A 21,791-nucleotide genomic window follows, 5' to 3' on the forward strand; every position below is an offset into this window, starting at 1 on the left:
GGCTGGTATTTAAACTTACCGAAAAAGGACACGCAGACGAAGAACAGGCGCTCGTCGCTGTATGCAGATACAGCAGGGCGCTTGTTCTGAAGTAAGCAAAAGTGCCCCGGTACGGGGGTGCTTGCGCCATTTTGCGTTTACAAACCGTAACCTGAAGGTTTTGCGTAAAAACTCCATACTTTCTTTTTGTCTTACACCTATATGTAATCGCTTTTGCGGTGCGTGTACTTTTTCAAGTCTGAGATACCAGCTTCGGCTGGTATCTTTTTATATATTACATTTAAAATAATTTAATATATGTAAAGCATATACTCTATCGTACGGAATGATAGAGGTGTATGATGAAGAAAGTTAAATTATTATTAATAAATGTAATAATCGTTTCAGCAACTTCGTTAATCATACGAACGGTTGGAATTTCGTTTCAAGTCTACATTTCAAATAAAATAGGTCCAATGGGTATAGGACTTTTTCAACTTATAACATCTATATATTCTTTTGCAATTACATTTTCAATATCCGGTGTGCGTCTTGCGACAACAAGATTAGTCGCAGAAGAATTAGGCAAGAATAAGCGCTCCCAGGCAAAAAAAGCGCTGAGAATATGTTTTACATATGCGTCCGGATTTGGAATAACAGCATCGGTAATTTTATTTTTTAGTGCAGGCTTTATCGGCAAAAATTTACTAAACGACTTACGAACAGTATCTTCATTAAAAATTTTAGCCTTTAGCCTGCCTCTTATCGCAATTTCTTCTGTGCTAAGCGGTTATTTCACTGCTGTCCGCAGGGTTGCCAAAACAGCTGTTGTTCAAATATTTGAACAGCTCATATCAATTGGCGTTACTATAGCCTGCTTTACAGTTTTTTCGCCTAATAGTATTGAAGGTGCCTGTATCGCAATAGTTATAGGATCTTGTGCCGGAGAATTGACATCATTTTTATTTCTTTTATTACTTTTTTATTTTGACGTTAGAAGATATCAAGAAATCAAACGCTCAAGTAAACTTTTATCCCGTATGATAAAAATCGCGATGCCCGTTGCATTAGGCGCATATATTTCGTCAGGCATGCGCACAGTACAGCAACTTTTAATTCCATACGGATTTAAAAAAAGCGGGGCTTCAAGTGAATCGGCACTCTCCGCTTATGGCACTGTGAATGGCATGGCTATGCCGGTTATCATGTACCCATCGGTATTATTTTATACCCTTTCCGATTTGATCGTCCCGGAACTAGCGGAATGTAAGGTTCAGGGCAAAACTGACCGGATAAACAGCATAACAACGAAATTATTTAATTTAGGTATGATTGCATCTTTATGTATAATGAGTGTCTTTTTATTTTATTCTGGTGAGCTCAGCTCAGTTATATATAACAACAACAGCACGGCATATTTGATGCGTATACTGTCTCCATTAGTGCCCCTTATGTATCTCGATACCCTTGTTGATGGGGTCCTAAAGGGTATCGGCGAGCAGGTAAGGACAATGTATTACAACAGCTTTGAATCCTTTATAAGCGTTATTTTAATATATTTCCTGCTTCCGCGATATGCTTTAAACGGATACATTTTTACAATTATTTTTGCAAGAGCACTAAACTTCTCATTAAGCTGCAACCGGCTTATAAAGGTTACTGATTTTAGAATAAGCATAAAAAATATTTTAAAATCAGTCTTTAGTATAATAGGCTCATTTAACATTACCTGTTTGATATCATATTTTATAAAAAATATGATTTGTTCGAAAGTATCGGCTCTTCTGATACATATTACATTATTTACGCTATTCTATTTTTTGATTTTAATAATTATCTCTGATTATAAAAAACTGAATAAAAAATCTTTATTTAGCATCAATACTTAATCTATACCGCCGTCCACATTAGGTATACCGGAGTACAACTGTTGGTCCCGGTTATATACTGGAAATCAATTTGCACAGAATCACCTGGGCAAATATTATGCGAATAAAAATTCCATCTTTGAACATTCTGACCGTCACTGCATTCCAGCGACTTATATCTGACTACACACCCGGATTGAATTACCGGCGTTGCTCCTAATGGATTACAAGCGACATAGCCGTTTATTGTTTTATTAAATGACGTATCATTATTAATACAAACATTAAAAAGCGTTTGGGCGCCCCAATTCCCTAAATTATTATAGGGTGAAGGTGACGTTTCGCTTGCAATAGGTGCAGGAGATGGCTGAACAATCGAAATGATTTCATTTGTATTTGTCAAAACCTTTCCGATTAAAGAGCATAAGCCTTTATTTAATAAAGAACTTATATTGATATCAAAACTGCAATTTAAAAAATAGCTTTCTCCAAGACCAGAGTATGTTGATCCGTCAGTAGCTATATTGCCTAGATAATATACTGCATTACCAGTTATCTTTGACTTATCCTTATAAGCATATATAGTTATTATTGCGTTAGAGTCGGCTATAAAACGTAAATTATAAGTAAAAAAGGCGCCTGTAGGTATACATTCGTCTAATATCCATATGTTCCCGCCAGAGGGTATCGCGTATGTAGTTTCACATGAATTAAAAAAGTCTGTCCAGCTTCCTCCCTGGACATCCTCCCATGAGTATTCATCTGAACACCTAAAGCCGTAGTTCGTTTTTGTTATCGTGATTTGCGATGCATTAGGATTATATATTTGAACTCCGAACATAATAGGCTCGCCAGTTTTATTGATGTAAGATGCAAATAACTGTGATTCACCCGATGTTATATTTTGCTGATTTAAATAAAAATTATTATCAGCGAGAGCTGCTTCTATAATGTTCTCTGGGTGATTGCAGTAAATCCAAGGTCCCGGGCATTTAACAAAATTGAGAGCTTTACGAATATATTTATCAGTATTCTCAGGATCAAATTTGCTTATAAGCGAAGTATTACATTTAGGATCTAATATATTTATAGACATTATGATATCCTCCTTAGCCCGTTTGAACATTATTTTGAGGTTTGGCATTATTATTAACTATCTGCATAAACTCATAAAATTCATTTGGTTTAATCCAAAACATATTGCCGGAAATCAAAACTTTATGGTACATATAATCGCTGCTCATACCTTGCACATATACTGAGCTTATTAAAACTTCTTTTTTCCCGTTTATCAAAAAGGACTTATGATCTGGTGAAAAACTTAATTTGATATTTTGCGGCTTTCTTACTCTTGAATTTTCAGGTATGTATCTGACATTAAAAACTTTATCAGCGTCATTCTTTTTTAGAAAATTAAATATGGTCATAGATACCTCCTGTTGAAAATATTTCCATTTTTATAATATATTTTCAAATAGACTTTGTCAATAAAAATTTAAATAATGATTCAAATAAATATACCCATTAAAAGGTATTTGTGTTATATTACAATTATAATATGTAAGTGGTGATTAGCAGTGGAGAGTTATGATAATGAACAAACAAATAGAGCTTCGAATAAGAACGTTAATTCCAGGTTTCTAGTATGTATAGGGCCTTCCCCTTCTTCTGCTAAATGTATACAATGGGCCGCAAGAGCCGCCGAGGCATTCAGCTCCCCTTGGACTGTTCTTTTTGTTGAAACTCCAGGTGAAGAATATTATTCAAAACAGGATAATGATAATATTCAAAAAAATCTAGAGCTTGCGGCAAAGCTCGGCGGTCAAATCACGGTACTCCCGGGCTATGATGTCGCCGCTACAATAGCTGAGTATGCTAAACTTACCGGAATAACTAATATTGTTATTGGCAAAAGCAGAAAAAGAAAAAACATAATTAATTTTTTTGAAAAAAATTTAGAGGACAAGCTTCTATTACTGCTGTCTGACATAGAAATTTATATTTTACCAGATAACAGTATTAAAACTTATAGAAAAACAAAGTTATCAAATTTGCTGAAAAACCTGTATTTTTCTTGGATCGATACATTTAAAACAGTTGTAACACTAGTTATTACAACACTGTTATCCTTGGCTTTAAGAGAGATTGGACTGGGCGATCAAAATGTAATGCTGCTTTATATCCTTTCTGTATTAATTGTCTCGAGAATTACTTCTGGTTATATCTACGGTGTAATTGTGTCTTTACTAAGTGTACTACTTTTAAACTTTTTATTTATAAAACCCTATTATACTTTTAATATTACTCAGCAGGGATACCCTTTAACCTTGCTAATTATGCTTTTAGTGGCGTTTATAACAAGCGCTTTAATGCTTCGAATGAAAGCTCAGGCTAAAAATGCCGTTTCCAGAGAAAGAAAAACCGAGGGTCTCTATGAAATAAACAAAAAACTTCTTGCAACAAGAGGGTTAGAAAATATAATAAACTTAACAAATGATTATATTAGCAAATTATTCGATCGTTCAGTGGTGTTTTATTCCAGCGACCCCGAAAATGGCGGAAAAGGAATTCTTACACAGTCGGAAAAAGACCCAGACGCATCTGCCCTTTTAAACTCTGATGAAGAAAAAAAGGCTGTGCACTGGATCTTTATGAATAAAAAACGCGCAGGGGCGGGCACCGATGCTTTCACCTCTGCACAAGCATTATACATGCCAATATTATCGCAGGGAAACGTTTTAGGCGTGTTTGGGATATCATGTTTGAATGGATTAAAACTCAGCCATGAAAATAGTGTTTATTTAAGAGTAATCTCATCATTAGTTGCAATGGCTCTTGAAAGACAACATTTATCGGATGAACAAAGAACTATAATAATCGAGTCAGAAAAGGAAAAAATGAGAAGTAATTTGCTTCGTGCAATATCCCACGACTTGCGAACCCCTCTAACTGCTATTTTGGGGGCAAGCTCAGCCATTCTAGAGAATAAAGATATCGGTCTGCAAACGCATAATAAACTTGTAAGCGGTATAAAAGAGGATTCACAGTGGCTTATAAGAATGGTTGAAAATCTTCTTTCGGTTACTAGGATTAATGAATCTTCAATGAATGTCAAAAAATCGCCTGAGGCCGTAGAAGAAATAGTTGCAGAATCAGTATTAAGAGTAAAAAGTAAATTTAAAGACTGCAATATAAAAGTGTCTGTCCCAGATGATCTTCTTATCGTCCCTATGGATGGGACTTTAATCGAGCAGGTCATCATAAATCTTTTAGAAAACGCTATTAAACACACTCCTGAAAATTCTATGATTGAATTAACTGTTAGTAAATCAGGTAACTCGGCCGTTTTTCAAGTCTCAGACAGCGGAAAAGGGATTTCAGAGCAGGATTTGCCATATATTTTTGAGGGTTATACAGCTAAAAACAATCCTGACTCAACCCGTGGTATGGGTATAGGCCTTTCGATATGTAGGACCATAGTTACAGCACATGGAGGAAAAATCGAGGCTGAAAACAAAGCTGGCTCTGGCGCGATATTCAGATTTATACTTCCGATAGAGGAGAATAAGTTTAATGAATAATACTGTTTTAATTGTTGAAGATGAAAGCAGCATCGTTAATTTTATTTCTGCAATTTTAACATCAAATAATTATAAAGTTATTGAAGCTGAAAATGGTGAAAAAGGTCTGCTAATGACCTCGTCGTTTCACCCTGACATAATACTCTTAGATTTGGGTTTGCCAGATATAGACGGTATCGAGGTTCTTAAAAAAATAAGGGAGAAATCGGAAATACCTGTTATTGTAGTCTCCGCTCGGTGGGACGAACATGAAAAAGTTAAGGCACTCGATCTTGGTGCTGACGATTATGTCACAAAACCATTCGGTACTTCTGAATTACTTGCGCGAATTAGGACAGCCTTAAGACACAGAAGAAAAACATTTGTCAGCAATTCGGAATCTGATGTCATAAGTATAGGGAACCTTGTTGTGAATACTGTAAAAAGGGTAGTTACAGTTGACGGGAAAGAGGTGCACCTTACCCCCGTTGAGTACAAAATCATATTACTTTTATCTAAAAACACAGGCAAAGTTCTCACACTTGACTATATTACAAAGGAAATCTGGGGGCCTTATACAAACGAGGATAATGCGCTTCGGGTTAACATGGCAAATATCAGAAGGAAAATTGAAAAGAATCCTGCTGAACCGAAATATATTTTAACAGAAGTTGGCGTAGGTTACAGAATGGTGGAAAGCCTTTAAAATACATAAAACCCGCAATGCTCTGCCCGATACACGCGCATTTATGCCGTATGCGCACAGCGTATTCGGCTCATCATGCTTCAACTGAGCATAAAGAGACAGCAGATCACCGCCGGTTTCCAGCCCATCACGGAGAGACGTTTGGTAATAATACCGCGAAAATCCTGTAAAAAGTCCATTGTGTTCCCCCTTTGAGTTGCAATTCATTATACCATAATAATTATAGTATCCATTATAGGTAGTATTTACTTTTCTATCCCCATGTGCTAATATATAGAAAAAAGTGAAGGAGGCTTGACATGAAATATACCGCGATTTCCCGGTGGGTGTTTACCCGGATGCGTGGTTATAGCTGACGGAACGGCGACGGCCGTTACTTGCAGAGAAGTTAGAGAAATGGCAGGTTTCGTAGCACTTTTTGTACACAAGTTCAAACTCGTGCACAAATCTATTCTGGATTGATCTAACAAATTTAAATAGTTGGGAGATGTGAAAGATGTTTACTAAACGACTATTATCTCTGCTGTTGACTGTATCCATACTGTGTACAGTAACAGGAACTCGTTCTTTCGCCACAGGCTATGATGACATGAACACACATTGGGCAAAGGTAGCCGTGGAAAGATGGAGCGATCGCGGTATAATCGGTGGATCGGGAGAGGATTTTCGTCCTGACGACAAGCTAACTCGTGGAGAAATGGCGGTCATGATAGACCGCATTATGAAATATCAGGTCAAAGCGGATAACACCTTTACCGACCTGGGGCAGGACTGTTATGCGGATTCCATGCTGAAAGCCAGCGCCGCGGGTGTAATACAGGGCGCATCCGGGCAGATCAGGCCGAATGACAACATAACGCGTGAAGAGGCTGCCGTAATGCTGGGCCGGGCGCTCGGCTTGACGGAAACTTACACGAATGAACCAAAGTTCGCCGACAACAAAAATGTATCATATTGGGCTGATGGTTACGTTAACGCGATGAAGGCTCGGGGATATGTCAATGGCAGCGACGGCAATTTCAATCCCGGCGCTTACATCACAAGGGCGGAGACAGTAGAAATTCTGGACTCGGCGATTGGAGATATTGATCAAAAGTCCGGGACCTATTCGGGAGATATTGATAAAACTCTGGTTGTAAATGCACCGGATGTAACGCTGGAAAATATGACGATTAAGGGTGACCTGATTCTTGCAGATGGTATAGGAGATGGCAAAGTGACGTTAAATAATGTAACGGTTGAGGGCAATACAGTGATTCGCGGCGGCAAGGACTCGGTGAATATCAGCGGCGCATGCGTACTGAACGCCGTGACTGTTTTAAAAATTGAGGGCGACGCCGATATTGCATTCGAGGATGGCGCACAAGTAGGTTCTTTAGTGATTGGACGCGGGTCCCAAAATGTTACCCTCTCCGGCAAAATTCCCACATTGACAGTAAAAGCGGCGGAAAGCACTGTAACTGCGCAAAATGCGCAAATCTCCACAATGTATATTGAAGCCGGAGATTCACATTTTGTAGCAGGCGAAAACACAAAGATTGACAATATTCTGGTTAAAACCGCAGCAATCGGCACGAACATAGATGTGCGGAAAGGCGCGGAAGTTGCCTTTGTGAAAGCTGCCGCAGAAAATATGCAGATTTCGGGCGACGGCGCTCTTACATCCGTGACGGTCAGCGGTAAAAACTGCGATATCCAAACGACAGGCACAAAGGCCTTGCTGGCTTATGAAACCGAAGGCTTAAAAGCGGGGTCCGGCGTGACGGTGACGAACCAGCCTGCTCCCGGTAAGCTCGATATTGTCAAGCCGAACAAGTTAAAACCCGGCGATACAATCGGCGTTATCGCGCCCTGCAACGGCTTGAAGCCGACGAGCATCCAGACAGCGATTGATACCGCGATCGCCCAGGGATACAAATTGAAACTGCCGGAAAATATTTTTAAATTTACAAACGGTTATGCGGCGACTCCGCAGGAACGCGCAGACGATTTCAATGATCTGATCGCGGACGATTCCGTTAATGCAATATTCTTCGGGGGCGGTGAAGTCAGCAATGAAACGCTGCCATATATCGATTTTGAAGCGGCAAGGGAGCATCCGAAAATTATATGCAGCTACAGTGACAGCACCTCTCTTCTGGATGCTTTATATGCACGCTCAGGTATTGTGACTTATTACGGATCTTCGTTTACGAGGATTTTCAGCAATCCAAAACCATACAACTATCAGTGCTTTGAGGATATGATTGTAAACGGCAATGTCAAGACGTTTACTCCGAACAGCGAATGGAAAGCTCTGCGCGGCGGAAAGGCAGACGGTGTAATAATCGGCGGCTATCTGCTGAATTTCGCTCTGCTTCAGAACACTGAGTATTTTCCGTATGACAAGGATCAGAAGTATATTCTTTGCATCGAAGAAAATGCCCGCTTCAATCTGCCTTCCCCGGCGAGCAGATATTTTTCGCATATCGAGCAAAGCGGCCTGTTGGACCATGTAACCGGCATCCTTGTCGGGGAATATTCGACAGACGACTATCCGGATTATATGGCGATCCTACAAAGACTTGCAGATAAATATCAGATCCCCGTTGTATACTGCCACGATTTCGGGCATGGGGTAAACGGGGCAATTCTGCCGATCGGCATTCATGCTACGCTTGACGCGGACAATCTGAAGCTTACATTTAATGAAAATCAGACGAACGACTGATTGAATAATCCGAAAATAAGGCAGGGCTTGGCCCTGCCTTATTTTTATAATCGCATACAATACGCTTGCCACTCTGAAAAACGATCTTGAGCAGCTAGAAAACGTGATTCATTCGAATTATGGAGACAAAGTGTCGGATATGAAGTAACGGCAGTTACATATTGATAATGGCGGGATCGTTCCCGCCTCAGACCGCCGAAAAAGTCGCATGACCTCAAAAATGGTTTCATTTTTGCTTGCTGCGTTGTCAAAAGCGGCAAATTTCGGTTGCATATAGCAAATATGCGCCCTCATTTTCCGCCTTGCCTCATACGATTTTTCTCGGTCTGCATTTGCGTGAAGTAGTTTATCGACAACCTGAAACCCGCGATCATTTTGATTGCGGGTTTTTTGTTTTAGTAAATCAACCGAAAATATTTATTGTTAAGAACAATGTAGCCATAAGTGTTGAAACAAGTGAAACAACTGTAATTTGCGTGTTAAGGGACGGACCTGCAGTATCCTTGAACGGATCACCCACGGTATCTCCGACCACTGCTGCCTTATGAGCTGGCGAGCCTTTTCCTCCGCAGTTGCCTGCTTCAATATATTTTTTAGAGTTATCCCAGAGCCCTCCGGCGTTTGACATAAATAAAGCAAGTAAAAGCCCGCTCAAAATATTTCCTGTCAGATAACCCCCTATTGCCTGTACGCCACCTATAAATCCCACCGCCAGTGTAGCAATAATGGCCATAAGTCCGGCAGGAATCAGTTCTTTCAAGGCACCAACCGTAGCAATATCTATACAGCGTTCATAATCTGGATGAACATTTGGTTTTCCTTCTTTGAGCCCGACAATTTCTCTAAATTGTCTTCGTATTTCTTCTACCATTCTCTGTGCATTTCTGTCAACGCCTAGAATAAGCATTGCTGAAAATACAGCAGGGATCGCTATTCCAATCATTAAGCCAAAGAAAACAATCGGATTCATTATATCAAAACCTGTGATGATATCCTTACCGATTTCTTTTGCGGCCTCATTAACCTCACTCATAAAAGAACCAAGCAAAGCAATAACTGTAAGCCCTGCGGCTCCTATTGCAAAACCTTTTGTCATTGCTTTTACAGTATTTCCTGCCGAATCCAGCTCATCAGTAACGCGCAGAGCTTTGTCCCCTAAACCTCCCATTTCAACAAGTCCCCTGGCATTGTCAACGATCGGTCCGTAAGCATCATTAGAAATGATCATTCCGACTATTGAAAGCATTCCGACTGCAGCCATAGCTATACCAAACATTCCATACCCTTCACCAATCGGTGCGCATAAGTTATATGAAAGGAGGGCGGATAAAGCAATACCAATCAAAGCTGGCAGTGCACTTAAAAATCCGTATGAAAAGCCTGAAAGTATTGTGAACGCGGCTCCGGAATTAGATGCCTTTGCTGTGTTTCGAACAGGTTTTTTATTATCATTCGTAAAGTAATCTGTAGCCATTCCGATTATAACCCCTACAAGCAGACCAATAGCTGTTGCGCCCCAAATACGCCATTCAAAATTAAAAATGTTCGTTGCAGCTGCAGTCAAAACCGCAAAGACAGCTGTCGTAATATATGTGCTTTTATTAAGCGCAGAAGTTGGATCTGTGGAATTGCCCATTCTTGCAAATATAACGCCTACAATAGATGATAATAAGCCAATAAGGGCATAAGCAAGTATTACACTTACATTTTTAGGAGAAAGAGCAGAACCAATAACGATTGCTGCAGCCATGGATGCAACATTTGAATCAAAAAGATCCGCGCCCATACCAGCAACATCGCCCACGTTATCGCCGACATTATCAGCAATTACAGCCGGATTACGAGGGTCGTCTTCCGGAATATCAAGTTCAACTTTACCAACCAAGTCTGCACTTATGTCGGCCGTTTTTGTATAAATCCCGCCTCCTGCTTTTGCAAATAAAGCAAGTGAACTGGCCCCGAAGCTAAAGCCTAATACTGCTGAAGAATCACTAGTGAACATTAAAATGGCAGTAACCCCTAAAAGACTCAGCCCAACAACCGCCATGCCCATTACTGCTCCGCCGCGAAATCCAGTCATAAAAGATTGTTTAATACCTTTTTGCGCTGATTCAGCAGCTTTTACATTTGCAATAGTGGCGACTTGAATCCCGATTTTTCCTGCAAGAGCAGATATAATTGTCCCGCAAAAATAAGCCAGTACCATTATAAGGTTTTTTGTCCAGTCTCCATTCCAAATTGGCTTGGGCAGAAAAATAAGAATAAGGGCACCTGCCACGGCGGCAAAGCGTGATAAAAGAATGTATTCCCGTTTTAAAAACGTGTTTGCACCCTTTTTGATTAGATCTCCCACATGCATAATATCCTTGTTCGTTGAAGGCTGAGACTTCACCCAAGTATAAAGCCAGAACGCAACCGCAAGGGAGAGAAGAGAAATAAGAATCGCTGCTACTTTCCAAAATGTTTCATCCATATTTATACCTCCTTTTAATGTCAAACACATACATTAAATATTAATGTCAAATATTATTATAAATACTTAAAAACCATTGTCAATATTAACGAATATTTAGTTTTTTAACTTTAAAAATTATACAATTTATTTTAAAGAACTATCCGCAGTTCCGATTTTTATTGACAAAAAGAAATTATTGTAGTATTTTAGCTATAGTATTATGGAAAAAAGAGGTGAGTGTATGATATACAAAGTTCAGTCAAATAAAGTATTTCGAATACTTGCCATATTAATTTCCATAATAATTTTATGTTTGTCCATATGCTCAATTGTTTACAGTCAAAATAGCATTTACATTACGAATAATTATTTAAGTCTTGTTAGCAGTGATATTCATCTTGGTGAATTCACGCCCTTTTTTTCATACTTTCCTGTAAAAGAAGCCTATATAACAAATGAATATTTTTGTCCTCTTCACAGATTGCTCCGTAATAATCAGGAATTGTTTAGCTGTGTTTTCGCATTAATTCTTGCTTTAATTTACATAAAACTATCTGCTTTTCTTTTTACCTCTTTAAGAATTAATAAGCATAAAAATGTTTCGGAAATATCTATTCCTATAGGAGGCCATGCGCCGCCTATTTTCCAATAATAAATGGTTTATCATGTATTTTTATGTCGAAATGACTTAAAATATTCATACGTTGAATTTTAACAATCAGAAAGGACTGAGGAAATGAAAACTAAACGGCCTGTATTTTTTCTAATACTTTTAATAGCTTTAATAATGTCTTACGTTGCCGTTTTTGGTGTAACGATTCCTTTAGGCTCAAGAGAGCTTAAAATACCCGGAACCCCTGATATGAGGTACGGTATAGATATCAGAGGCGGCGTTGACGCAGTTTTCCAACCCGCCGACCTTAAAAGAAAACCAACCAGCGACGAGCTTGAGGCTGCTAGATCTATCATTGAAACACGTCTTGATCAGAAAAATATTTTGGATCGTGACGTAACGATTGATAAGGATAATGGCAATATCTTAGTTCGTTTCCCGTGGAAGGCTGAAGAAAAAGACTTCGATCCTGAAAAAGCAATGTCAGAGCTTGGTCAAACCGCTCTTCTAACATTCAAGGATGAAAGCGGAAACGTATTAGTTGAAGGATCTCACGTTAAAAAGAGCGCTGCTGAGCGTGATGAAAAAAATAATCAATATGTCGTTACTTTGAACTTCGACGATCAGGGTGCTAAACTCTTCAGTGATGCTACTGGAAAACTTGTTGGCAAAAACATCAACATATACATGGATAATACTTTGATTGAAAGTGCTCAGGTAAAAGAACAGATCTCCGGCGGAGAAGCAATGATCGACGGCCTGAAAAGCTTAGATGCTGCTAAAGAACTTTCCGATAAAATCAATTCCGGTGCACTTCCCTTCTCTATGATAACTAAAAACCATTCAACAATAAGCCCAACACTTGGTGCAGGCGCTCTTAATGTTATGGTTAAAGCCGGTGTTATTGATTTCATCTTTATTTGTTTATTACTGCTTCTGTATTATAGGCTTCCGGGATTTGTTGCTTGTATTTCTCTTCTAATTCAGATTGCTGGCCAGTTACTTGCACTGTCTATCCCTCAGATAACACTTACCCTTACAGGAATCGCAGGTGTTATCTTATCAATAGGTATGGGCGTTGACGCTAACGTAATAGTATCTGAACGTATAAACGAGGAAATAAAATCCGGCAAAACAATACAGGCTGCAATCTCAGCAGGATTTAAAAATGCATTCTCGTCAGTTTTTGATGGCAATATAACAGTTTTGATTGTTGCCATAATCCTAATGATATTTGGTTCTGGTTCCCTCTTATCATTCGCTTATACACTGTTAACTGGTATCATATTTAACTTCGTTGCTGGCGTAACTGCCTCCCGTCTGATGATTCGCTCGCTGAGCAAATTTAAATTTCTTAGCAAACCCTGGCTATATAACTGCATGTCACGGAGGGTTACGTTATGAATTCAAACAAAGTAATTAATTTTTACGGAAAACGCTGGGTCTATTTTATTATTTCGCTTACTTTTATGACTATAGGCATTATATCGATATTTCTAAATGGTGTCCAATTAGACATACAGTTTAAGGGCGGATCACTTATTAAGTATACCTATACCGGTGATGTTGACGCTAACACTGCATCTGATGTCGCCACAAAAGCATTAAATATGCCTGTTACAACACAAACCACTACTGATATTGCTTCCGGCCAAAAACGTCTTATTATCAACGTTTCAGGTAATAACGGTTTGGATGCTAGCGTTCAGCAGGGTCTTGATAAGGCATTAAAAGACAAATTCCCTGATGCGGGGCTTAAACTATCTGACTCGTCAATAGTTGAGGCATACTACGGACAAAGATTTTTCAGAAACGGTATGATCGCAATTTTTCTTTCCGGTCTTCTCGTTATGGTTTATGTTTGGTATCGTTTCAACAGAATGGGCGGCCTTTCTGCCGGTGTTATGGCTCTTGTGGCCCTTCTGCATGACGTTCTGGTCGTATTCTTTACCTGTGTTATTTTCAAAATCCCGATAGGTGATTCGTTCGTGGCTGTTGCACTTACTATCATCGGTTATTCAGTAAACGATACGATAGTAATATACGACCGTATCCGTGAAAACTATAGAAACCTGCCGAAACAGCCGATTGAGACAATTACAAACTTGTCAATTACACAGTCAATCACACGTTCTATCAACACTAACTTAGCTGTTTTGATTAGTATCAGTATTGTTTATGTTCTTGCTCTTATTAATGGCATAGAATCTATACAAAGCTTTGCGTTACCTATGGCTATAGGTTCAATAAGCGGCTGCTATTCAACTATTTGCATCGCTGGTCCGCTTTGGGTTATGTGGAAAAAACATAAAGGAACAAATAAAGCGTTCGGCAGATAAGCTTAATTTTGGTTTGATCACTTAAATAAAAGAAGACACTATCAAAAAAGATGGTGTCTTCTTTTGCTTTAAAGGATATAAAGATTAGTTTTCGTCTTTCTCTGCTGAAAGATCGCCTATTATTTGCAAAATGTCATTCCATTCGTATCCATTTTGGTTTTCTTCAAGTTTTGAAAGTAAAGCTTTCGCATCTAAAAGCAGCATCGTACTATTATCTTTACCGGGTATGCATATAATTCCTGATATAAACGAAGATGAGCAGCATATTTCAGGTACGGGCCTTATATCACTTTTATTTATTTCGATTACGCTGCTTAAATTATCTACTTCTAATGCTATATGAACACTGTCAGATAATTCTATTATCAATAAATGAGAGCCGGGGCTGCCTTCTTCATTATAATGAAAAGTCGCGTGCATATCGACTACAGCAATATATTTGTCATTGAACTGGACTGCCCCTTTTATTATCTCGCCAACCCCCGGTAATGCTATAATACCGGAAGTATCAATCGCTTCAAGCACTAATGACTGATCCAAAGCAAACGGCTGATGATTAATCTCAAAAACAACAAGTTTCTGGGTTTCTCCCTCTTTGAGCATTATATCTGACTGTTCAACGCTTTGATTATCGGCAGTATATATACTGCTAGACCCACAGTCAGCGAGCTTTTGAAATACGAATGCCAATACATCATTCTGATATCCATCACTTTTCTTATATTCCCTGTAACTTGAAGAACATGCACATCCTACCGCATAATAGCATTCATTATATACCAGTATTTCTGATTTTGTCTTGCCGTTTCCCACCTGAAAAAGTTTAGAGTTCGATAAGTCAAGTTTTTTACCCGGCGATAATTCATTAACTGTTGAAGAAATTACACTGCCTTTTCTATCAGTAAAAACTGCAAAGGAATTGGCATTTGAATTAAGAGCGTCTTTAAGCATTGTTTTAAACTGATATTCGCTATCAAATACAATCCCGATGCCGCCTACAGTATGTTTTTCATTATTAATATCGGTGATTGACGCCCCATAAATATATGTATACCGGTTTTTATACAATGTTGTGGCCTCAAACGGGGATACAAAATATTTTTCTGCCAGTGTGTTATATAAAATATTATGGATATACGCGTTATTCAATGACGTTCCTATAATGTCACTATATTCAGAATTTGATATTGCAATTATTTCTCCGTTTTTGTCAAACAAGAATAAGTTACTGTAAATGGTATACAGGCTATTTATATAAGAAAGTATCTTGGTCAGTTTCCCCAAATCTTCTTCGGTGATATTATTCTTCGCTAAAATAGTCCTAAACGTAGAATTTAAAGCCCACCATCTGCAATCATCCGCTCTTTCATAAAGATTTGCGGTCCATTATATTAATGCAGAGAGAAGCGGTAAAACCGGCATCGACAAGGCTGGTTGAAACTACGGTCGCAAATAGATTTTGAACAGACTTTCTGAAAAGATGACTTGTGCTTATACCTATTTTTCCGATTTTGTCTAAGATACATTTGAGTTTTGAATACTCATCATTTCCATTATCGTCTTTAGATAAGATTTGCCCGTTATAAACAATGCGCTTTAAAGTATTATTTATTTCCTGAGTTTTATCAATAATTTCATTGAGCGCCCCAGAGAAAGAATCTGCTTCGTTCATCAGCCCTGCTGTGATTTCTGAATCGATTTCCGAAAGATCTGATTTATCTCGAAATGCAAGATGAATCGGAATCATTATATGACCTCTCCACCCCAGTCCGTAATAATCCTGATAGCCTTGAGTTTTAACAGTCTTTGCAATATATGCAAGGCCCCGATAATAAACAATTCCGCTATTGCTATTTTCAACTAATTCAACTTTTATCCCAACAGGGACTTGATTTTCATCGTTGCTGGCTATAACGATATTGTCGTTATCTACTATCATAATTACAGATCCATCATAATCCGTCGATAAGTTCTTAAATATTTGTTTCATCTCATTTTCAAACCTGAAGCACAGGCATAGTATTCCAACAACTTCTTCTGAGTTTTCGGCAAATATTTTTCTTGAAAATATATGAGACTTCTTCTTATCGGGTTGAAGGGGACTTTCGTCAAAAGTTTCAATAAAACTTTCATTTGAATATAGGGTTTTTTCTAAAGTTTCGTTGTATAATATCTTACCTTTTATTTCATTCGATTGATCTAAGTTTGCAATAACTTTATAACTCTTATCAAGAATAACAATCTCTTCATATACAGAATACTTTGCAACATACTCCTGGAGCCGTTTAATTATATATTCCTCATCACTTTTACTTCTTTCTTTAAAGGATACAAAACTTCTTATATCGTCATCTGTTGCAAGGAAGCCGACATCAGCAGTCCTTTCATATAGATTTCTAATAAGAATATCGATTGCAACCTGAGCTTTTGATATGATTTTCTGTGACATTTTATTTAGTGCTTCGGTTACTAATGTATCAATTAGCTTTTGCTGCAGATCAATAAAATTATTCTGTATATTCGTCATCATAGGCAAAAGACTTTTAGACTGATTAGGGCAATTGATTTCACATTGCAATTTTATATTTTCCCATTGATCATTAAGCATAGAAATACTGTTTTTGCATTTCTGCACCTCTGACATATACCCTAAAAAGTCATTTTTCTTGTATGTTACCATTTCTGCTTCCTCCAATAAAAAAAGCGCTTTTAAGGAATAATTCCTTAAAAGCGCCCTTGCTTTATCTAGGCTAATAATAACACTTTCTATAATATTTTACAAGTAATTTTTAATACTTTCCAAACTCTTTATCATCAAGTGATATTTGGGGTTTAGCTTTTGATAATTCAATATCTTTATGATTGATCATAGGAAGATTTTCAGATAACTTATTTCCATGGGCTTTTTCATTTTTATCAAACATAGACTCAATTGCCTTTAAAACGTCTGGGCTAAGTTTATCGAGGTTTACATTGTTTAATTCTTTTATATCTTTAAGTTTAAAATTATTAACCATCTGCTTAAGCATCTCAGCCTGACCTGATAGCTCCTCACTTGCCGATGCACTTTCTTCTGCCGTTGCTGAGTTAGTTTGAATCACCTGTGATACTTGTTCTACCGCCTGATTTACCTGAGCAATTGCATTTGCCTGTTCATTTGAGGCAGTTGCTATTTGTCCCACAAGTTCAGCCGTCTTGGAAATACTCGTAACTATCTCATCTAGCGCATTCGCCGTATTATTAGCGATTTTTGTGCCGGACTCGACCTTATTGATAGAACCTTCGATCATGGTTGTCGTTTCTTTAGCCGCACTTGCGCTCTTCTGTGCAAGATTTCTTACCTCTTCAGCAACAACCGCAAAGCCTTTACCATATTGCCCTGCACGTGCAGCTTCAACCGCAGCGTTAAGCGCAAGGATATTGGTTTGGAAAGCTATATCGTCGATAACTTTAATTATCTTTGAAATATGAGATGACGACTCATTTATATCATGCATTGCCTGAAGCATTTCCTTCATTTGCTGGTTCCCTTTTACAGCGTCTCCCTTAGCGGTCAAACTCAGTTCATTAGCCTGATTTGCGTTAACTGCATTCTGTTTAACCTGAGCGGCCATCTCAGTTATCGAAGCTGTAACTTCTTCAATAGAGCTTGCCTGCTCTTCCGAACCCTGTGATAATGTCTGACTTGATTCTGAAATCTGGCCGGCTCCGGCAGCTACTTGTTCAGCAGATGTATTTATTTCACTGAGTGTTCGATTTAAAGATGTAATGATTTTATTTAAGGATTCTGAAATCGTTCTAAAGTCTCCTCTGTATTCTCTTACATGAGAAAGATTTAGATTTCCCGTTGCAATTTCAGAAAGTATACTAGCTATTTCCTCCACTACGTGATTTAAAGTTGAAACAGTAGAATTTACTGCATTTGCGAGTGCAAGAAAATCACCCTTGTAATTACCACTCACACTTGTTGAAAGGTTTCCAACAGACATTTGAGACATTACATCAGAAACTTCTTTAATTGGCTTAACAACTGCGTCTAGAGTATTGTTGACCCCTAAAACAATATTCTTAAATTCTCCGGTAAATTTTGCGCTATCTCCTCTTGCACTTAAATTTCCTATTTCAGCTTGTTCCGACAAAGAAACAGTCTCTTCAATTAATGAATTAATCGTCTCCATCATTTCCGTAAAGGCAGGTCTGAGTTTATCATTTTCCGATCTTTTGCCACTCTTCCTAAAATCCTCAAGGTCGCTTATGTCGCCTTTTGAAATTCTAAGCGCGACTTCTTGCAGCAATAACAGCCTTTGTTGAACATCATTAATAGAATGCGCCAATACTGCAAAATCCCCATTATATTTTGTATTCATAGTCTTGGTGTAATCGTTTAGAGCCATCGTTGATATAACATCAACAGTCTCATCCAACGGCGCTGTTACTGAATCCAAGGCGCTGTTTATCCCTGAAACTATCTTCTTATATCCGCCTTTAAATTTATCGGCGTTTCCTCTAGAGTTCTTAATATTTCCCGCAACAATCCCAGTTGTTATATTGTCAACCTCAACAATAATATCCTGAATAGCCTGCATCATTTCAATAGCGGCGGGCATGAGCTTATCATTTTCAGATCTTTTGCCCAATCTTAAAAATTCATCAAGACGACTTGTGTCCCCATTCGCAACTCTTACAAATGCGTCCTGAACACTTAACAGTCTTGTTATAACGCCATTAATATCACTTGAGAATTTAGACAATTCTCCTTTATAGTTTCCTTCCATTTTCAATGAAAGATCATTATTGGCGATCTTCTCAAGTACCTTACCCCCTTCTTTTAAGGGTTTGATCATTTCCTTTAGCGCTTCATTTACATCTATGCCAAATTTAGAATAAAGGCCTTGGTACTTAGAGGTATCCATTCGGTAATCAATATTTCCGTCTTTTATATTTAGAGACAAATCTTCAGAATCTTTTGAGATGCCTACAAATGTTTCTTTAATTTTCAATAAGTACTGATAAATTTTTATAAAATGATCTCTTTCAGCCTCGACACATCCATCACCGGCTGAAACATTTAAGTCTAAGTCAAAATCACCGAGTGACATTTTTTTTAGGTTCTTTTCCAGCCTTTCAATTTCCCTGTTTTGATAGTCAATTATCTTTCCCTTTGAAAACAATTTCATTTTTATTCCTCCCAAGCCCCATATTTATGCCCTTAATTTTATATTTCTTTTATATTTTTATTTATGTTTATACGAAATTAAGCTATTTGGCTGATACTATCAAAATCTTTATCATTCATAAGTTTTTCACAATCGAGAATAAGCTTTACGTCATTTTCGCACTTACCGATCGCTTTTATATACTTATTCTCAGCCCGTTTATTAAGTTCAGGCGGCGGAACAATATCTTCATCAGATATTGATAAAACTTCAGTAACATTATCTACAATCAAGCCAACGGATATATCCTTGACATCCACCACTATAATACAGGTTCTGTCGTTATATTCTGCGAAATCTTTTTTAAACCTCAATCTAACATCCATTACGGGTATTATACTGCCTCTTAAGTTTACTATTCCCCTTACATACTTTGGCAGTTCGGGAACCTCAGTGATCGGCTGGATTCCGATGATTTCGGTTACAAATTTGATTTCAATTGCATAGACCTCCTTCCCAATAGAAAATGTTAAATATTTTCCTTTCTGCGTGTCTTCCTCTAAAGCAATCGCCTCAACCTGAGTACCAGACATTAAACATCGCCTCCAATAAAATAAATAATAAAAATAGATTAAGAACTATTTAAACCAAATACTTTCACTTTTTTCAATTAAACCCCTCCGTTACTTTCCATTAACAAAAAATACATATTTATCTAAATTTTTAACAAATTATTCTTGACATTTTTTAATTTTTTTGTTGCTATTTTATATATCGAAATTTTTATTAATAAATTTAGCATTTTATTTATAATTATTAAAAAATCTAAATCACTTCAGTGCAAGGCAAAATAAAGGGCCTGATACCCGCCGAGCAGTGTCAGACCCTTTATTTCTCTTATTTTTATACTTTTTAATTTATATCTTTATTAACTGTGTTGTAAGTTTCACATTCCCCGTTAAAACATCCATTTCCAAAGTTCTGCTTAACCTTCCTGAAACTTCTAAAGCTTCATATTTTACATTAATTTTAGATAGTTCATCCTTAACTGCTGATAAATTCTTCTTCCCGATTTCAAAAACATCATTAACATCTGAAGAGTCAGCTCCTCCAAATAATCTTACCTGAAGACTGCTCTTGTTGCATCCGTATTTATTGCATATTAAATCAAAAAAAAATGGAACTGCTAATGTCGCATAGTAACATGGTTTATTTATATTTATATCGTATTTTAAACCCGGATTAGGTAGTGCAATATGTGCCATACCGGCTATTTTTTTATCTTGCGAGTAAACTGTTATACCCACACAAGACGCAAGCGCAAACGTTTTTATAACATCTTCTATATCATTAGATATCGCATATTCACCAAGTCCAACAATTTTATTCACTATATCACCGTTCATTTAATAATTTGTAAATTACCTCTGAAATTCTGTCAAGTGGTGCCTGCTCTTCAACTGCTCCAATATCATAAGCCACTTTAGGCATTCCATAAACAATACTTGACCCCTCATCCTGCCCTGCTGTCCTGGCACCGTTGCTTCTCATAGCAAGAAGACCCCGAGCTCCATCGCCGCCCATTCCGGTAAGGATTACTCCTATTGCTTCCTTGCCTGCCTTTTCTGCAACCGAATTAAAAAGTACGTCGACAGAAGGACAATGCCCGTTAACCTTATCGCTTTTAAAGCATATTATTTTATAAGCTTCTCCAGCCTTTTCTATTTTAATATGCTGATCGCCGGGAGCAATAAAGACGCACCCCTGTTTTACAATATCCCCGGTCTGCGCCTCTTTAACATTAAAATGTAAAGTTTTATTAAGCCTCTCAGCATACATTTTTGTAAATCCAGGAGGCATATGCTGTACAATAACTATACCAGGAACGTCACCCGGAAGCAGCTGTAATACTTTGATAAGCGCCTCAGTTCCCCCGGTAGAAGACCCAATTGCTATTATTTTGTGTTTCCAGAAATGTTTCGATCGAATTTCGGTTTCTTTATTCCATTTTGAAAGATCTGCTGTTAATGAAATTTTGATTTTAATTTTTAATTCATTTATTAAACTCTCAAAGATAACATCATTTTTCTGGTCAGGTTTTTTTATAATATCAGCAGCACCCGATTTAACTGCTTCAGAAGTGTTTTTATTGCCAGATACCAGCATTACAACGGGTAACGGATGCTGGGGCATAAGCTTTTTCAAAAATTCTACTCCGCTTAAATCTGGTAGATCTTCATCAAGAACGAGCACATCTGGCTCATACTCAACTATTCTATTTCTTGCTTCGACTGCATCATAAGCAGATGGAATAATTTTAATACCAGGATCAAGTGACAATCCTTTTATTATTACATCAATATATACATAATTACTGACAACCAAAACCTTTATTATCTTCATTG

At 37.8% G+C, this 21,791-nt stretch carries 16 protein-coding genes; 6 read left to right on the top strand and 10 right to left on the bottom strand.

What is annotated here, in order from left to right:
- Positions 1–341 precede the first annotated feature (341 nt).
- On the top strand, positions 342–1,868 hold the full coding sequence (locus Q8865_00340) for an oligosaccharide flippase family protein (GenBank protein ID MDP4151875.1): 1,527 nt from the start codon (positions 342–344) through the stop codon (positions 1,866–1,868).
- A 1-nt stretch (position 1,869) separates the two neighbouring features.
- On the opposite strand, the gene Q8865_00345 is transcribed toward Q8865_00340, so the two are convergent.
- Positions 1,870–2,943, bottom strand: a complete 1,074-nt coding sequence (locus Q8865_00345; GenBank protein ID MDP4151876.1) for a hypothetical protein — start codon at positions 2,941–2,943, stop codon at positions 1,870–1,872.
- Between the two features lie 13 nt (positions 2,944–2,956).
- The gene (locus Q8865_00350) at positions 2,957–3,274 is read right to left on the bottom strand and encodes a hypothetical protein (protein MDP4151877.1); all 318 of its coding nucleotides are present in this window, start codon (positions 3,272–3,274) and stop codon (positions 2,957–2,959) included.
- 150 nt (positions 3,275–3,424) lie between these two features.
- On the opposite strand from Q8865_00350, the gene Q8865_00355 reads away from it, so the two are divergent.
- Together Q8865_00355 and Q8865_00360 are read left to right on the top strand one after the other, a co-directional pair.
- A complete protein-coding gene (locus tag Q8865_00355) occupies positions 3,425–5,428 on the top strand; it encodes a DUF4118 domain-containing protein (protein MDP4151878.1) in 2,004 nt (667 codons plus the stop codon).
- On the top strand, positions 5,421–6,113 hold the full coding sequence (locus tag Q8865_00360) for a response regulator (protein MDP4151879.1): 693 nt from the start codon (positions 5,421–5,423) through the stop codon (positions 6,111–6,113). The genes Q8865_00355 and Q8865_00360 overlap by 8 nt, the downstream gene beginning before the upstream one ends.
- Here the strand turns inward: Q8865_00360 and Q8865_00365 are convergent.
- Complete coding sequence (locus Q8865_00365; protein ID MDP4151880.1) at positions 6,069–6,320, bottom strand: hypothetical protein; 252 nt, start codon at positions 6,318–6,320, stop codon at positions 6,069–6,071. The two genes, Q8865_00360 and Q8865_00365, sit on opposite strands and share 45 nt — an antisense overlap.
- A gap of 289 nt (positions 6,321–6,609) precedes the next feature.
- Here Q8865_00365 and Q8865_00370 point away from each other — a divergent pair, with 289 nt between their 5' ends.
- Positions 6,610–8,823: an S-layer homology domain-containing protein gene (locus Q8865_00370; GenBank protein MDP4151881.1), complete on the top strand. Its 2,214-nt coding sequence runs from the start codon at positions 6,610–6,612 to the stop codon at positions 8,821–8,823.
- A gap of 403 nt (positions 8,824–9,226) precedes the next feature.
- Here the strand turns inward: Q8865_00370 and Q8865_00375 are convergent, their stop codons facing one another.
- Positions 9,227–11,296, bottom strand: coding sequence for a sodium-translocating pyrophosphatase (locus Q8865_00375; protein ID MDP4151882.1), 2,070 nt, complete (start codon positions 11,294–11,296; stop codon positions 9,227–9,229).
- 718 nt (positions 11,297–12,014) lie between these two features.
- Between Q8865_00375 and secD the strand changes: the two genes are divergently transcribed.
- Complete coding sequence (secD, locus tag Q8865_00380) at positions 12,015–13,295, top strand: protein translocase subunit SecD (protein ID MDP4151883.1); 1,281 nt, start codon at positions 12,015–12,017, stop codon at positions 13,293–13,295.
- Complete coding sequence (secF, locus tag Q8865_00385; GenBank protein ID MDP4151884.1) at positions 13,292–14,230, top strand: protein translocase subunit SecF; 939 nt, start codon at positions 13,292–13,294, stop codon at positions 14,228–14,230. The genes secD and secF overlap by 4 nt, the downstream gene beginning before the upstream one ends.
- An 84-nt stretch (positions 14,231–14,314) precedes the next feature.
- Here the strand turns inward: secF and Q8865_00390 are convergent, their stop codons facing one another.
- From Q8865_00390 to cheB, 6 genes are all read right to left on the bottom strand, one after another.
- Positions 14,315–15,448, bottom strand: coding sequence for a chemotaxis protein CheW (locus tag Q8865_00390; GenBank protein ID MDP4151885.1), 1,134 nt, complete (start codon positions 15,446–15,448; stop codon positions 14,315–14,317).
- A gap of 148 nt (positions 15,449–15,596) precedes the next feature.
- Positions 15,597–16,910 carry a cache domain-containing protein gene (locus tag Q8865_00395; protein ID MDP4151886.1) on the bottom strand — a complete coding sequence of 438 codons (1,314 nt, stop codon included), beginning with the start codon at positions 16,908–16,910 and terminating at the stop codon, positions 15,597–15,599.
- 109 nt (positions 16,911–17,019) lie between these two features.
- Positions 17,020–19,407 (bottom strand): methyl-accepting chemotaxis protein, encoded by a 2,388-nt coding sequence (locus Q8865_00400; GenBank protein ID MDP4151887.1) that lies wholly within the window; start codon positions 19,405–19,407, stop codon positions 17,020–17,022.
- Between the two features lie 77 nt (positions 19,408–19,484).
- Positions 19,485–19,979 (bottom strand): chemotaxis protein CheW, encoded by a 495-nt coding sequence (locus tag Q8865_00405; protein MDP4151888.1) that lies wholly within the window; start codon positions 19,977–19,979, stop codon positions 19,485–19,487.
- Positions 19,980–20,303: 324 nt separating this feature from the next.
- Complete coding sequence (locus Q8865_00410; GenBank protein ID MDP4151889.1) at positions 20,304–20,792, bottom strand: chemotaxis protein CheD; 489 nt, start codon at positions 20,790–20,792, stop codon at positions 20,304–20,306.
- Complete coding sequence (gene cheB, locus Q8865_00415) at positions 20,782–21,789, bottom strand: chemotaxis-specific protein-glutamate methyltransferase CheB (GenBank protein ID MDP4151890.1); 1,008 nt, start codon at positions 21,787–21,789, stop codon at positions 20,782–20,784. The genes Q8865_00410 and cheB overlap by 11 nt, the downstream gene beginning before the upstream one ends.
- Between the last annotated feature and the right edge of the window lie 2 nt (positions 21,790–21,791).

The organism is Bacillota bacterium (genome assembly GCA_030705925.1).
Lineage (GTDB): Bacteria > Bacillota > Clostridia > Oscillospirales > Feifaniaceae > JAUZPM01.